The organism is Acinetobacter sp. CAU_H_29a_1, assembly GCF_058599505.1.
The window spans coordinates 1,879,811-1,895,480 of the sequence record NZ_CM178655.1; the positions used below are offsets into that span (position 1 = coordinate 1,879,811).

The following is a 15,670-nucleotide window of genomic DNA, read 5'->3' on the forward strand; positions in this document are numbered from 1 at the left end:
TTTCTTAAAGCGAGATTACAAAGCAAAGAGGTAGCTGAAAGCTACCTCTGGTTGTGCAATTAATATTTTAATGTATAGCTCAGACCATAGGTTCGACCTTGAGCTGCTAAGCTTGAAATGGCGCCATAGGTTGGTGCGACAGCCTGACTAAATACAGTTTTATAGTCTGCATTCCATACGTTATACACACCAAAGCCCACAGTACCAGGACCTGCTTTGGCATTGGCTATAACGTCCATTGTTGCGAAACCTTTGATTTCAGCAGGAAGCGTTGAACCATACTTTACCGCATCTTTTTTGGCTTTATCTGTACCACCGATAGCAAGAGCTTGAACACGCAGGCTCATCTCATTGTTAAACTGCCACTCAGAAAATGCCGTGCCTTTCAGTGGTGCAACACGAATTGCATCTAGCTCTTGCCACTTTCCTGCGGTATTTTTAAACTGTCCGCGGGTATAAGCCATGGTTCCACCCACTGTCCAATTCGGTTGTAGTCGATAGGATACATTTCCTTCAACCCCATAAACGCGCTCGTCCGTATCAATGACCTCAATGTTGTAGTTTGGAATACCGTTGAACTTAACCACCTTGTCTGAATCATTATAGAAAGCTGTTAGCCCTAAATTCGTACCTGATTCACCTCGCAAACGCCACCCCAACTCATAGTTGTTGACTTTAATCGGCTCAATATTATTGCTCGTTACCACGAAAGTGGCTGGCACATCACGGAGCATGCGTTGTACATCTGGTAAGCTAAAGCCCTGTGAAAAATTCGCAAAGACTTGCTGAGCATCGGTTAAATGGAAAACACCACCGATATTAAATAAAGTTGCATCGTGCTTAATCTTTCCACCTTTTAGAGCCTTAGCATCATAGTCATAACCTAATTCTGCCAAAATATCGGCAGGAATAGCTTCTCGATATGGTGTTGAATCAGAGACTTCACTATCAATTCTTTCATGGCGAATACCTGCTTGCAGGTTGAAGCGATCTGTCAGGTTATAATCACCTTGCAAGTAGAAACCGAGTTTATTATTTTCAAAATCAGGTCCAAATTTATAATCTTTGACTGCGGTATGTTTTAAACCATTGCTATTATAGAAATCATCAAAGTCGTAACGGGTTACATACGCTTTGTTTTTTTCATTTTCATAGTCCACGCCATAATTCAAGTTTAAAATACGGTCATTGAGCGTAAAGTCTTTACTCAACATCAAACGTGTACCAGCAACATCAATTTCATTAGAGGATTGCACTACACCATAGCCATAACGAATTGCATTTAGAAAATCTGGTGACCTTGGGTCTGCATAGTTCGGATAAAGTTGTGCTAATGCACCATTTAAAGAGCTATTACCAAGTGGTGAAACTGTTGGAAACCAACGGCCTTTTTCTTTACGGTAATAGGCCTCTGCATTTAAAGCATGTCCCAAGATATCCTCATTTTGATATTGAGTATTAACACCCCATCTTTCAGTCTGTGGCTGCTCAGATAATTCTAGACCTTTGACTGCTTTTAAAGACGGCGCTGTTCTAAAAATAAGATTGGCTAAATTATAAGGACCGTATGCACCATAGTCTGGCCCATATTCGCTGTCTTGTTCATCTTTAAAATATTGCGCACCAAAACTTAAGCTTTGACTATCTGAAATATTCCACGTCAAACGACCATTGAGGTCTAATGTGTCCGTATCTTGGCGGTCTGTCTGTGCAACCTCAGGTCCTATGCGATTGCCATGGCTATCCTGAATTTCACCGCGAGTGGTGTAACTTGCACCGAAAGCTCCTTGCAATGCACCTTGATTAAATAAGACACTTTGCGATGCTTCATAAGCCATTGCATCTGATTTAACATTATTTCCCGACGTCATCCCAATTTTGGTTTCAAAGCTAATTGGGTCTTGACCACCATGTTTGGTAATAATATTAATAATCCCGCCCGTTGCTCCCGAACCATAAATGCTGGTCGACCCCGAAACCACCTCAATACGTTCAATCATAGACGGTTGAATGCTATTTAGTTGGCGTGAACCATCACGTGAACCTGTTTGTGGCACACCATCAATCATGTATTGAACCACACGACCACGCATGGTCATGCCATAGTTTGAAGTTGTTCCGCTACTCGGTGTAAGAGATGGTACCAGTGTTCCCAAAATATCTGCAATGCTCTTGCCAGCATTGGCCTGTTTCTCAATTTCAGCTTGATCAATGCTATAAACGGTGCCCGCAATATCCGCAATACTCTTTGCAGAGCGGGTTGCTGTCACTACAATCGGTGCGAGTTGTGTGGTTTCTTTTTTTTGGGCCTCAACATGACTTGTCTGACTTGCTGAATTTGTTAGAACGTTATCTTGAGCATATAACTGTGTACATACAGCCAGTGTTAAACAAGTCAACTGCGTAGGTAACATAAAACGGTTCATTTCTTTTTCCTTTTATTAAATTTCTTGATTCAACAGTTTTTGTTGAGTTTTTGATGACGTGCAATGATGTATTGGCTCAGTAGTACACTGACTACAGACGCAACCGCCAACACCACATAAAAATTGCCATAGCCAAGTGCTTTGGCTAAAAAGCCCGATACGGCTCCCCCGAGGAAATAAACCAACAGTTCAAAGCACACTAAAATGGTGAAATCAGTGCCTGCCTGTTCTTTGGAACTGCTTTGCATGAAATAGGCATATAACGAAGTCATCGCGACATAACGAATCGCAAGCATGACAATGACAAATCCCCCCAAGAGCAGATGCCACTGGTTTAACCAACCCAAAATAATGGCTGCACCAATCAGCCCATACAACGCTGTTCGGCACCACCCCGCCCAAATGAGCAATTGTGTAGCCTGAATTTTTTTCAGTAAAAATGCGGCACTCACAGCAGCCAACAAACCAACACCTGCTCCAATCACAGACATCAGTAGCCCAATTTGGGCAAGCGTCCATTTTTGGTCAATCAGCATTGGATTGAGCATCGCCATTGCCGGTGCTTCTACCACGCGATAACACAGGATCAGTGCCAAGGCAGATAAAATTTCAGGGCGTTTAAAAGCACGGACTAAGCTTGGAGCTTGTTTGGCAATATTTGTCTGTTCGTTTGTATTTTCTTGAATATAAAAAACAGCAAACATCGTTAAAGCGGTCATAAGTGCTAAACATACCAATGCACTTTCCCAGCCATAGTACTGGTATAGCCATAATGTCGCTGCACCACCCAACATACTCCCCAAAGCGACTCCTATACTCTGAGCCATACTGCCTAGGCGGTAATCAGACGCTGAAAAAGTTTCTACGGTATAACCATCTATGGCAATGTCTTGGGTCGCCGCAAAGCTTGAAATCCACAAACCAATCACAACAAACACCACCAGCCCGTAAGAGAACTGGGTAAAGGCCAAGGCCAATACTCCAAGTACCAGTGCTACTTGTGTAAAGAGCAACCATGTTTTTCGTTTACCTAACTTTTTGATATAAAGCCGGTCGATGAGTGGTGCCCATAAAAACTTAAACGCCCATGGAATATAAAGCAGCGACAGCATTCCAATCCAACGTAAATCTACCCCCTGATGTCGCAAAATAGCGGGCAATGCCACATTGTAAAAATACAAAGGCAAGGCATGTGCCAGATATAAAACAATGATAACGGCTAAGCTCAAAGCTGAGATTTGGCGTGTTGCTCTTTGTGTATTTAGGTTTTGCATATCCACCTCTGCACTGCCCATTGCAGTGCATCAGAATGATCAAGTGTGACGTAGTAAGGCACCCGCCATGCAGCATGCAGCGAAGGTGTATTCAGTCGTTGTTGGTCGGTTGGGTCTTGTGCAATTCGAACCAGACCCAAGCAATATTGAAAAAAAAGTTGTTTGTATTTTTTGTACCAAACCGCTTGCAGTTGACGGTATTCCTCAGGAAATTCCGTACCGATATCGGTTTGCATGACCAAAACAAAATGCTGTTTCTTTAAGAAAAAACGTTCGACTTGGCTAAGCCATTGTTCAAATTCAGCGACAGTGACATGCGCCGAAAAGCGCATGTCCATGATTTGTATATGTTCTGAGCTATAGCTCATGTAATTTCCTCAGTCCTATTGAGTGGGTTATGGTTTTGCATAAATGCATTTGAATCAGTTAAATACCCTCCAAATTTTTCATAGAATTTTTGTTTAAAGCAGTAATACAACATGGCCGTTTTTTCAGGCATTGGGATCAAGCGCTGCGCCTCATAGCACATTTCTTCGACCACTGCGGCATAGGGTTTAACCGTATGGTCAGGCTCCCCGACAATTTTGTCGGAAGGTGCATTTTCAAAAATATAAAAACCTAATAGCCGCATCACTGGGCGCAAGTAGCCTTTACCAAAAGCCGACTTTTCACCAAACAGTAAGTGCCACCCAAGGTCTAAATCATCACCATCGTAATAACGTCCTAGACGGTCACGCTTGCCTTCATAGATTTCGGTATAGCCTACATCCTGTCCATCCACACCTACGATCAACAAACGGTGATGGTCATCGGCCAGCATTTTTTCAAAATACACCGCGAGATCAATTTCAGACTTATTCAGCTGCCACTGTGGAATAACATGAGGCTCATGCATCCATTTATGTAACAGTACTAAGTCCTGCGGATACTGTACTTGGCGCAAGTGAAATTGCGTCTCATTCTCATAGTATTCGTAAAAATCGGGAAGTTGTTGTGAAAGTGTTTTCATGTAGAAGCCTGCTAATTTTTTGGTTTTTTATGATGCGATACGCTTTGTCGTTGTATCGTCAGTTGACTTGGACACCTGCTCTGACCATCGTTTTAAGGTTTCAGGGCAGACAGGATTGGCAATTGGATCTAAAAATACAGGGACAGGACGTTCTGCTTCATCGTTATAACTGGTGGTAAATAGACGCACTCGGTTTAAACAAATTTTTTCAAATTCGGCCCTAAACATGGCAAATTTTTCAATGCGTTCTGCCAACTCTGGATGCGCCTGATGGAAAGCATCAATGACCGATGAAATGGTTTGCCAAAATTCAACTTCGCTATGCTCAGGGTAGTCTTGTAGAAATACATTACCGATATAACGGTAATGCACCATAAACAGCCCAGTGAAAATAAAATGGCTGAGTTCATGCGCAGGATGACGCAGTAAAATTTGCCCTTCGATCGGTAAACTGGCCAATTCTGGAAAGTCCTCATCAACCAAATTGACATCATCAATAAAGTCTTTCAGCACCATTTTCTGCGGTACGCCATTGGCATGAATGAGCATGGTGTTTTCCCCATGTGGAGAAAAAGCCAAGCCATATTTGTACAAGCAAATTAAGAGCGGAGTAACAGATACCTCGGCAAAGCGTTTTAACCACTGTAATGGACTCAAACCCGACGCCTGAATCAACACGGCTAATATCGACTGTCCGTTGATGTCTCGATGTAATAAAGCCGCTTGAGAAAGTGCCTGTTCACCTGTTCCAATCACTGGGTCTACACTTTCACGCCACAAACACCCAAACAGTTCTTTAAACTGATACGGCGCACCATCAATCTGATCAAAACAAGGCTGATGAATAGTCAAAGTTGCAACTTCACCTAAGAATGCAACGCCTGACTGTTTCAAGTCTGAATCTTGAGATTGAATCTGCTTTAACCAAGCTGTGACGGCTGGAGCTGCTAAGTTTCGTTTAGACGGCAACCCACGATACACCGCAGTATTGAAGATACTGACAGGTAATTTGACATAATGACGCTCAGGCTGACTGATGTTGCAAAGCGTACGAATCGACTGCATAGGTACATAATCATCTTGCCCAACGCCTAATTCAATAATACGCTGATCCACGATTTCATTGGCATAGGTTGGTACTAACCATTGATGCCACTGCCATGCATGTACTGGAATGAGAAAGTAATCAAGGCTTGAACGTCCGAGCGCATCTAACTGTTGCTCAAAGTTCTCTAACTCTTCTGCATCCAACTCACATTGATAAAGTCTCCCTGCTTGCCACTCCTCGGTAGAACGGAACTCTGCCAAATCATGATGCACCGCGAGCCACAGCACTTTGACCGTTGGCGAAAGTTCAGGAGCTGCACTTAAGTAATCGTCATAACCAAAACCCATACGACCTTTGCTCATAATCAACCACGGATGACCACGGAGCATACCTTCAATTTCATGATGCGATGCCGTCAATGCTGCTTCACTGCTTAAACGACTTTCATCAAATAAATGCGCCTCGGCTAACCATGTATTGTTCATTTCTTTGATGAGATATGCCTTGGTAAAAGGCTTCACTTCGGTTTGATTTGAAAACGCGCGAATAAAAGTATGTAAGTTCCATGCAGGCAGGTCTTCAGCCACGCTCAACTCACGTGCTGAACCCTCCTCAATCTGCCAATGTCCCAATAAATAGTTTTGTGCTTTAAAAGTATAGGTTTGATCATCCAACGTCAGCTGGTAACGATTGTTCTTTAAATCGGTCACTTGAATAATTTCTTCATATAAAAATTCAGCAATCGCCATTTCAATTAAGCGCTGTCCTGCCAAACGCCACTGTTTCTGATTCACTTGAAGTTGTGCAAAGCTCATATGATTTTCTCGAATGTATAAGGCTGCATAGAGGGATGTGCCCCTGTTTGTATTTTGCGCTGCTCAATATTTTTTGATTTAGGAATCGATGGTGCTAAAGCAGCTGTTCGTGTAATAGATGTGTCATTCTGCACATACATTTCAGGGTTCTGCTCAGCGTTGAAATGCTGAAAGGTCTGTTCATTACTGTCCAGCTCATAAAGCTGATAACCCAGTAGTTGATTGGCAATGGTCGCAGCACGAAATGCGCCTAGGCCTAAATCTGGTGTACCTACACCATGACTGTGCATTTCTTGGTTTTGCACATAAATTTCACCCATTGCTGTATGCTGCAAGCGATAGTCTTGGCTCACTTTCCAACGCCCGGCTTGATCTGTTGTAATCAAGGGCTTTAAGTATTTTAAAAATGAAAACTCAGGGCTGTAATAACCTGTAGATGCCACTACAAAATCAACCTCCATATAAAAACGTTGCTCGGTTACGGTATGTTCAAGGCTCAAGCGAATCTGCTGACTTTCCAGTAACTCAGCATCAAGCAACTGAATTTGTGCATGCAAATGTGTTGCTTGTGTAGCAGAGGCAATACTACGGTGGTAAAGTTTTTGGTAAATCTCACGTATGGTTTTGACACTAATGCCTTTGTACAGCAAGCTTTGATCTTTTAACTGCGCTGCTTTTTGTGTTTCTGAGAGTCTATAAAAATGTTGGGTGTAGTTCGGACTAAAATGTTCCAATCCCAATGGTGCATATTCCATCGGGAAAAAACCATTGGAACGCGTCAGCCAATGCAGCTTGGAGTCAACTGTTGGTACACGATCATGTTGATACTGCTGATCAAACAAATCTAAAAAGACTTCAGCAGAAGACTGACCTGAGCCTAAAACCACGACATTGCCTTTGAGTTTGTCTTTCTTATGGGTTAAGTAATCTGCAGAATGAATGCACTGTTCAGGGACTTGTTGTTGTAACTTACGCAAACATTCAGGCAAATAAGGCTGGTTTCCCGAACCAATCACCAAGTTTCGACACAAGTAGCGAATAAAACGGCCGCCTTGCTCAACCACCACCTCAAAACCTTCGCTTTTGGCATAAATTGCCTTTACCGTTGACTGGTACTGTATATGACCCAGTTGATCTGCCACCCACTGGCAATAATGGTTATATTCACGGCGCGGAATATGGGGCTGCTCAAGGAAGTAGAATTTATATAAGCGCTGCTGTGATTTTAGATAATTCAAAAAACTCAACGGACTGGTCGGATCGACCATCGATACCAAATCCGCCATGAATGGAACTTGCAAGACGGTATTGGGCAGTTGCATACCTGCATGCCAGTCGAACTGCGCTTTTTTTTCAAAAAACAGATAGTGCAAATCAGTCTTTTCATGCAACAAACTGGCTAGGCTTAAGTTAAATGGCCCAAGGCCAATCGCAATAAAATCAAGCATAGAGGGCATCCTCTTGTTTGATATATAGCGGATTGGCTAACTGAATATAGACAGACTGATTTTCAACGGGTGCAATCAATTCATCCAGTTCATATAAACGGGTCAGTAAGTTACCCTTATAAGGCAGGGTTGGTTGATACAACAGACTTTGAATCAAACTACTCTCTGGATAGTGTTTCAACAGCTCAAAGAGATGTTGTTGTAAAATAGATAGTAAATCTTGCTCACTTACAAAACCTGTTGCACCGATGGCATTGATGATGCCAAACAAGGTATTGCCAAAGAAATAATAACTAAAACGTTCATCGACAAAAGTCTTTGAACCTACCGCATGGGCTTTATCATTCAATTCTGGGAATTGCTGTAAAATTTCACCAGCAAACTCTTCGATATAGTAAAAACCTTGATTGTCCCGTAGCCATAGCCACTGTGGCCAGCCATCTTTCAATTCAACCAAGACATTTTGCTGATGTGACTCAAAGGCCATACCATAACGATGGTAGACGTACATGAGTGGGCTCAGACTGATGTTTAAAAAGGTCTTAAACCAATCATGAGCGATTTGTGCTTTATCATTTAACTTTTGTTGAGAAGCAATTTGATCAAATAATGCATTAAAACGATTACGTTCTTCTACGGGATGATCCTGACACAATGAAGCAATACACGTGACTTGCTGTTCGGGAGTAAACGGCTGATCACGTACAATACAAATCGTTTCATCGATGATTTCATCATTGACCTGAAGAGCAATCCATGCAGGATCATTGACCGCTTTTAGAGTTGGACATTGTTTTAAAATACTTTGCCCTAACTCACTGTGCCAAAGTCGATGGGTCATTTCTCCTCGGTGACATTCTTTTGCTAAATTGACGCGAATAGAGTTGGTAATCATCACTGAAAGCGATGGCTTTAACATCCACGGCGCATTAAAACTCGCCAAAGTACGTACAGAAGTGGTTGGTGAAAATATCCATGCTTTTTCACCCAAATCGATGATTTTCAGTTTAGCCTTTAAACTTTTAAACCATGCTTTACTTTGTAAATAGCGGGCTTGCCATGGATGCAGTGGTAGCAATTTGTAATGTGCATATGCAGCTAAGGTTTCAAGTTCCGATTCAGACAAATGCCATTTGATTTCTTGTTCAAGTTGCTCTGAAAAAGCCTGCTCAAGCGCTGTTCCTTCCGCAACATATTCAGATGCCACCAGCCAATAATGCAGTTGGGTCTGCCCACAAGCTTCGGGGGAATATTTTTGCCAGTCTTCATGGACAAAACCTGTTCGGCTTTTCGGTGCAGGATGCATGCTATGACCTAAAATCAAAGCCTGTTCAGACTCTATAAAACCTTGCTCAAGTTGTACGAGCGCATCAAAATTCTCTGCCCGAATATTTAAAAACTGTTGTAATGCATCACGACTTTGAATCCAACGCTCAACCAAGGATGCAGCATCGACATGGCATTCGGATTGTTGCACTAACTCTTCTAGTAACAGACTGACCATGGCTGCTGCGCTAAAGTTAAGCTTTTGGCCTTTTTGAAAAATTTGCGGTAAAGCCGCAATACGATGTCGCCCGACACGACTGACATAGCTCAACGGAACAAAAAGCTGTGCTTGGATTAAACTCAGCGGCAAAGATAACAGCGTCAAACCTTGGCTAAACGCGAGTTGAGTTGAATTTTGTTGATACTTCTCAAACAAGCTTGCCTTGCCTGTTTCTTGTGAGTATGCATTGACAAGATGCTGCATCGCCAAGCGATTGGCTAGCTCTTTCATCTGACCATTTCCTCTTTTTAAAGCTTATTCCAAGCTCATTTCATGTAATTATGTTTCTTAAAGGTGTTCACGTTGACCAACGCTGCAAAATCATGTTAATAGTAATTATTATCATTTGTCTTTGCAATTTTGTTTAATTTTGAAAATATACGCACGACACCAACATATATTATTGTTTTTTAATACTTTTAAAAATTTAATCAGTTTTTCTAATAAAACCTATATAAAATTACACCATAGCTTTAAATGATAGTTTATGAATTTATAATTGATTCGAACTATAAAATTTCCCTATATTTCATAAGGAAAAGCCCATTCAGGTGACTGAATGGGCTTTCATTTGTGCTCGAATTAAAACTCAAAAGAGCTCAAGACTTAAATCAAATAGGGACGAAGAAGTGAAGACTTCACTGTTCTTTATTCATCCAGTACATCAGCAAAAGTGGCTGAAAGTACTTTTGCTAAATCCTGAGGTTTTAAACCGATATCTAAGCCGCGCTTCCCCCCACTGACATAGAGTTTCTCCAACTGTTGTGCGCTTTGATCGATCACGGTTTTTAACCTTTTTTTCTGTCCAACAGGACTAATCCCACCGACCAAATAACCTGTCAGTCGTTCTGCATCTTTAGGGTCAGACATTTTTAGTTTTTTTGCCCCCACTGCCTGTGCAACTTTTTTCAAGTTTAACTGATGATGTACAGGAAGAATCGCAACAAAATAGTTTTTTTCGTCGGTCACTAACAGTGTTTTAAATACCTCTTCGACACGTAGATTTAATTTTTCTGCGGCTTCAAGCCCAAAGCTTTTTGCATTGGCATCATGTTCATACTCATGAATAGAAAAATCGATTTTATTGGCTTTTAAAAGTTTGGTTGCAGGTGTCATTTCTGTTCAATATTTTCACTACATACCCAACATTATATGCCTATTCAAAAAGAAAGTTTAGCGGTACGCATTTCATGAGCATCGAACTTACAGGCACTCAACAAATCAATGACTGTAAGTTCGATGTCAACTATGTATTCAGCTTGCTAGCGCTGAAATATCGCAGTTTAGTCAGCACTTAATCCAAATTTCTTAAAGATTTGAGCACGGCGCTTTGGCAAGATATTGGCTTTGGTCAAATTACCTTCGTAGTGATCGAACACTCGTTGATCCATCATTTTAAACCACAGCTTTGGAATTAACGCTGGAATCAACATGGTGGCATAACCACTCGGTAGCTCAGGGGCTTCATCAAAATGTCTTAAGGCCTGAAATGGGCGGGTTGGATAGGCATGATGATCTGAATGGCGTTGTAGCTGATATAAAAATAAATTGGTCACAATGTTGTTATTATTCCAGCTGTGTTCAGGCATGGTTCGCGCATAACTTCCATCTTCTTTTTGGCTACGCTTTAAACCATAGTGTTCAATATAATTAATAATTTCAAACAGGCTCACGCCATAAAATGCTTGTGTCACCAGATATGGCGTCACTTTTTTACCAAACAACTTCAACATGGTTGCATGAAAACCAGCACTCATCGCCCATCCATGAAACAGTTCATTTTCTTTAGAGAAGAAAGACAGTCCCTTTCGTTTTAGGCGCTTATGTTCAATTTCAACAGCCGACTTCAACCCACCGAAAACAGTGCGTGGCCAAAACTCATAAAAAGTCTCCCCCATTTTCGATGAAGCAGGATCTTCTGGCGTTGCAGCACGTTTATGATGCCCATAAGGGTGCTCAATGCGGAAATGGTTGTAGACCAACGGCGCTAAAGTCATATGTGACCAATAATGATCTGATTTTTTAGGACGGTGGCACAGCTCATGTGCTGTATTTACCGCTACTCCATTAATTGCCCCCATAGAGATGCCCAATAATATTTGGTCGAGCATCGAGACATTTTGGCGAGTCACCACATAACCTGCAAACAAATTGGCTGCCATTTGTAGCGGAATGAACAATTTCACAATACGGTCATAGTACGGGTCATTTACCAAGACCTTAATTTCATCATCTGAAGGATTATTTTCATCTGCACCGACCAGACCATCTACCGCAGGAATAATGACATGCAGTAGCAACGGCCCACCCAAAGCGAAGATTTTCTTGGTGGGTTTCGGGCCAAAATGATAGCCCGCTAAAATGCCCATGCCAATTACAGGAAGCCCAGGACTCAATAGCCAGCCAAAACGCTTTTTATCGATCCCTGCTGCATTTTTGACGACCACGCTAGCATTCGTCATTTTCACTGATGCATTCATTACCATTCTTCCAATTTTTTTGTTATGCCTTTATATTTCTAGAAATGGGTCATAAAGAACAGTTGCTAACGTCCAAGAAAACAGCGTAATCGTCCTTGGCCTGAAATGACTTAAGTTGACCCTAAATCAAATATTAAGCCCAAGAAATAAAGACTAGAAACCGTAAAGTATGGATGCTTTAAGTAAAATTTTTGAAGATATACACCTCAACCAATCTGAGTACCTCTACCTTAAACCGCATGGTGAGTGGGCTTTTCGCTATACCGAACAATCCACCATGATGGCCTATGCAGTACTTCAAGGAAAATTCACCATTTGTTTAGATTCTAAACAAATTATTGTTGCTGAAGTCGGAGACTTGATCTTACTCCCTTCGGGTCCAAGTCATGAGTGTCGATCCTCAACCACCGACCAACTATTGGAAGTATTCGATATTTCTGACTTATTTGCCCAAAACCAACACAAAGAAGTCTCTTTTGGCAGTGATGCGACACAACAAAAAACCGTGATCTTGGCCTTACATGCACATATGGACCCTATTATGGCGCGTCCGTTGGTACAGGCCTTACCCGCGTTTATTCACCTTCAACACAAAGATCTCAGCACGGTTCCTGAATGGTTGCAAATTGGGCTGCAGTTTCTCGCTCTAGAAGTCCAACGCATACGCCCGGGTCGTGACAAAATTTTGGATCATTTGGTGAGTATTTTATTAATTGAATGTGTGCGTGATTATATTGATGCGCTGCAAGACTCGAACAATTGGCTGAGTGCTTTGTCTCATCCTGAACTCTCCAATGCACTTGCAAAAATTCATGCGGAACCCGCACAGCCTTGGACCGTTGAGTCCCTTGCAGAACAGTGTTGTATGTCACGTTCTAAATTTGCCACATTGTTTAGCCAAATTTTAGGCACTAGTCCTTTGGCTTATTTGCAACAACACCGTCTGCGTTTAGCCGCCCAATACCTGCGTAATGGACAAGGTAGCATTCAGCAAATAGCACATAGGGTCGGATACAACTCAGAAACGGCTTTTAGCCAAAGCTTTAAACGACAGTATCAAATGAGCCCAAGCCAATATAGAAATAATCCAAACCCAACTTAAAGTGCCCGTCCTTAATGGTTTAATAGCAATCTTCTCTAAGCTTATGTCTTTGTCCATCAAGATAAATACCCTGAACTTGCAGACAAAGATTAGCATCTTGTGAAAATCACACTATAATATCCCGCATCCTTGCTAGAGATGGCTTCAAACCACTGCTTGTTTGTTCTTTTTCGCTCTAGCCACACTTTTTTAAGTCCAATTTCCATCCGTGATTCGGCTTATTTTTCAATATTTTATCTCTTGTATGTCCATGCTGACATATAAGAAAATTTAGGTGCCAGCATGGAAATCAAGGTTAATTATCTCGATAATCTTCGCCAAGAAGCGAAGTTCGATGATTTTACAGTCATTGCCGATCAACCGATTCGCTACAAAGGTGATGGCTCTGCACCCGGTCCATTTGACTACTTTTTAGCATCTTCTGCGCTTTGTGCAGCTTACTTTGTCAAAGTATATTGTTTAGCACGTGACATCCCAACCGACAACATTCGTTTGTCTCAAAACAACATTGTTGACCCTGAAAACCGCTATAAACAAATTTTCAAAATTCAAGTTGAGCTCCCAGCGGACATTTCAGAAAAAGATCGCCAAGGTATTTTGCGCTCTATCGACCGTTGTACTGTTAAGAAAGTGATTCAAACAGGTCCTGAGTTTATTATAGAAGAAGTGGAAAGCATTGATGCTGATGCTCAAGCCTTGCTTATTCCAAGTCTTGCTTCTGAAACCAGCACCATCATTGCGGGTAAAGACCTACCTTTAGAAGAAACCATTGCCAATATGTCAGGTATTTTGGCTGGTCTAGGCATGAAAATTGAGATTGCCTCTTGGCGTAACATTGTACCAAATGTGTGGTCTTTACATATTCGTGATGCTCAGTCGCCCATGTGTTTTACCAACGGTAAAGGGTCAAGCAAAGAAAGTGCTTTAGCTTCTGCGCTGGGTGAGTTCATTGAACGTCTGAACTGTAACTTCTTCTATAACGACCAGTTCTGGGGTGAAGACATTGCCAATGCCGAGTTTGTGCATTATCCAGATGAAAAATGGTTCATGCCAGGTCCAAATGGTGAAATGCCTGAAGGTGTACTGGATGAGTATACCCTTGAAATTTATGACCCTGAAGAAGAACTGTTAGGTACGCATTTATACGACACAAACTCAGGGAAAACTGAGCGTGGTATTTGCTCTTTACCTTTTGTTCGCCAGTCTGATGCGGAAGTGGTTTACTTCCCATCAAACTTGATTGAAAACTTATACCTTAGTAACGGCATGAGTGCAGGAAACACCTTAGCTGAAGCACAAGTACAGTGTTTATCTGAAATTTTTGAGCGTGCCGTAAAACGTGAAATTTTGGAAGGTGAACTGACCCTGCCAGATGTACCACAAGAGATTTTAGCGAAATACCCAAGTATTTTAGCGGGCATCCAAGGTTTAGAAGAGCAAGGTTTCCCTGTATTGGTGAAAGATGCCTCTCTAGGTGGTCAATACCCTGTGATGTGTGTGACGTTAATGAACCCACGTACAGGTGGTGTATTCGCCTCTTTCGGTGCACACCCAAGCTTTGAAGTTGCGCTTGAGCGTAGCTTAACTGAGCTACTTCAAGGTCGTAGTTTTGAAGGTCTGAACGACTTACCTCGCCCAACATTTAGCTCAAATGCGGTCACCGAACCCAATAACTTTGTTGAACACTTCATTGACTCAAGTGGTGTTGTGTCATGGCGTTTCTTTAGTGCCAAATCGGGCTATGACTTTGTCGAGTGGGACTTTACCAATCAAGGCCAAAACTCAAATGCTGATGAGGCTGATGAACTGTTCGGTATTTTGGAAAATATGGGCAAAGAAGTCTATATGGCCATTTACCAACATTTAGGTGCAACAGCCTGCCGTATCTTGGTGCCAGGTTACTCAGAAATTTACTTGGTTGAAGACTTGGTTTGGGACAACACCAACAAAGCACTGCTTTACCGTGAAGACATCCTCAACTTACACCGTTTAGACAATGAACAACTCGAAGCGCTGGTTGAACGTTTGGAAGAATGTGAGCTAGATGACTATACTGAAATCAAGACTTTGATCGGGATTGAGTTTGATGACAATACCGAATGGGGTCAATTGACTCTGCTTGAACTTAAACTACTCATCTATCTTGCATTAGAGCAGTTTGAGGAAGCGAAAGATTTGGTTGAAGCATTCTTACAATACAACACCAATACCGTTGAACGTGGTCTGTTCTACCAATGCATGAATGTCGTGCTCGAAGTGATGTTGGATGACGACATGGAACTGGAAGAATATGAAACCAACTTCCGCCGCATGTTCGGTGATGAACGTATGGATGCGGTAATAGGCACAGTTGAAGGTCGCATTCGTTTCTATGGTTTAACAGAAACCAGTATGAAGCTTGAAGGCTTAGACCGTCACTTACGTTTAATCGATAGTTATAAAAAGTTACACGCTGCACGTGCCAAGGCTGTTGGACTAAAACCTTAAAATAAAAAGAAACAACCCAAATACGTTTGGGTTGT

The 15,670-nt window shown here is 41.9% G+C and carries 11 protein-coding genes; 2 read left to right on the forward strand and 9 right to left on the reverse strand.

The features are described from left to right. Nucleotides 1–59 precede the first annotated feature (59 nt). From AC4MDD_RS09320 to AC4MDD_RS09360, 9 genes are all read right to left on the reverse strand, one after another. Nucleotides 60–2,426 carry a TonB-dependent receptor gene (locus AC4MDD_RS09320; RefSeq protein WP_491881479.1) on the reverse strand — a complete coding sequence of 789 codons (2,367 nt, stop codon included), beginning with the start codon at nt 2,424–2,426 and terminating at the stop codon, nt 60–62. Between the two features lie 29 nt (nt 2,427–2,455). Next, entirely contained in the window at nt 2,456–3,721 is a 1,266-nt protein-coding gene (locus AC4MDD_RS09325) for an MFS transporter (protein ID WP_491881480.1), read from the reverse strand. After that, nucleotides 3,688–4,068 (reverse strand): hypothetical protein, encoded by a 381-nt coding sequence (locus AC4MDD_RS09330; protein ID WP_004979960.1) that lies wholly within the window; start codon nt 4,066–4,068, stop codon nt 3,688–3,690. The genes AC4MDD_RS09325 and AC4MDD_RS09330 overlap by 34 nt, the downstream gene beginning before the upstream one ends. Continuing rightward, nucleotides 4,065–4,709, reverse strand: a complete 645-nt coding sequence (locus tag AC4MDD_RS09335; protein WP_491881481.1) for a GNAT family N-acetyltransferase — start codon at nt 4,707–4,709, stop codon at nt 4,065–4,067. Before AC4MDD_RS09335 ends, AC4MDD_RS09330 begins: the two co-directional genes overlap by 4 nt. 27 nt (nt 4,710–4,736) lie before the next feature. Then, complete coding sequence (locus AC4MDD_RS09340; RefSeq protein ID WP_491881482.1) at nt 4,737–6,572, reverse strand: IucA/IucC family protein; 1,836 nt, start codon at nt 6,570–6,572, stop codon at nt 4,737–4,739. Further along, nucleotides 6,569–8,020, reverse strand: coding sequence for a lysine N(6)-hydroxylase/L-ornithine N(5)-oxygenase family protein (locus tag AC4MDD_RS09345; protein ID WP_491881483.1), 1,452 nt, complete (start codon nt 8,018–8,020; stop codon nt 6,569–6,571). The genes AC4MDD_RS09340 and AC4MDD_RS09345 overlap by 4 nt, the downstream gene beginning before the upstream one ends. Next, nucleotides 8,013–9,797 (reverse strand): IucA/IucC family protein, encoded by a 1,785-nt coding sequence (locus AC4MDD_RS09350; protein WP_491881484.1) that lies wholly within the window; start codon nt 9,795–9,797, stop codon nt 8,013–8,015. The genes AC4MDD_RS09345 and AC4MDD_RS09350 overlap by 8 nt, the downstream gene beginning before the upstream one ends. Before the next feature lie 417 nt (nt 9,798–10,214). Next, nucleotides 10,215–10,682, reverse strand: a complete 468-nt coding sequence (gene ybaK, locus AC4MDD_RS09355; RefSeq protein WP_126036314.1) for a Cys-tRNA(Pro) deacylase — start codon at nt 10,680–10,682, stop codon at nt 10,215–10,217. A 167-nt stretch (nt 10,683–10,849) separates the two neighbouring features. After that, complete coding sequence (locus AC4MDD_RS09360; protein WP_491881485.1) at nt 10,850–12,046, reverse strand: alkane 1-monooxygenase; 1,197 nt, start codon at nt 12,044–12,046, stop codon at nt 10,850–10,852. A gap of 169 nt (nt 12,047–12,215) precedes the next feature. On the opposite strand from AC4MDD_RS09360, the gene AC4MDD_RS09365 reads away from it, so the two are divergent. After that, nucleotides 12,216–13,148, forward strand: a complete 933-nt coding sequence (locus AC4MDD_RS09365) for a helix-turn-helix transcriptional regulator (protein ID WP_491881486.1) — start codon at nt 12,216–12,218, stop codon at nt 13,146–13,148. 282 nt (nt 13,149–13,430) lie between these two features. Beyond that, complete coding sequence (locus tag AC4MDD_RS09370; protein ID WP_491881487.1) at nt 13,431–15,635, forward strand: OsmC domain/YcaO domain-containing protein; 2,205 nt, start codon at nt 13,431–13,433, stop codon at nt 15,633–15,635. Nucleotides 15,636–15,670 lie beyond the last annotated feature (35 nt).